Below are 551 nucleotides of genomic sequence, written 5' to 3' on the forward strand. Positions count from 1 at the left end.
ATGTTTCCCTGCCGTGCCCCTACTGGCGAACCACTGGTGAACCACCCAAATGCTGTAGGGGCACGGCAGATGTCCCATCTGGACTGGGGCAGAATGTTTCCCTGCCGTGCCCCTACTGGCGAACCACCCAAATGCTGTAGGGGCAGGGCAGATGTCCCATCTGGACTGGGGCAGAATGTTTCCCTGCTGGTGAACCACCCAAATGCTGTAGGGGCACGGCAGATGTCCCATCTGGACTGGGGCAGAAATTTTCCCTGCCGTGCCCCTACTGGTGAACCACCCAAATGCTGTAGGGGCACGGCAGATGTCGCATCTGGACTGGGGCAGAAATTTTCCCTACTGGTGAACCACCCAAATGCTGTAGGGGCAGGGCAGATGTCCCATCTGGACTGGGGCAGAATGTTTCCCTGCTGGCGAACCACCCAAATGCTGTAGGGGCACGGCAGATGTCCCATCTGGACTGGGGCAGAAATTTTCCCTGCTGGTGAACCACCCAAATGCTGTAGGGGCACGGCAGATGTCCCATCTGGACTGGGGCAGAAATTTTCCCT

2 protein-coding genes are annotated in these 551 nt (G+C 57.9%); both read right to left on the bottom strand.

The genetic code is table 11. The features are described 5' to 3' along the window. Nucleotides 1-299: hypothetical protein (locus MiSe_RS49690; protein ID WP_226595004.1), on the bottom strand; the 299-nt coding region annotated here is incomplete at its 3' end. Continuing rightward, a partial coding sequence (locus tag MiSe_RS49695) for a hypothetical protein (RefSeq protein ID WP_226595006.1) occupies nucleotides 266-551 on the bottom strand: 286 nt, incomplete at its 5' end. The genes MiSe_RS49690 and MiSe_RS49695, both read right to left, overlap by 34 nt.

Source organism: Microseira wollei NIES-4236 (genome assembly GCF_020521235.1).
Lineage (GTDB): Bacteria > Cyanobacteriota > Cyanobacteriia > Cyanobacteriales > Aerosakkonemataceae > Microseira > Microseira wollei.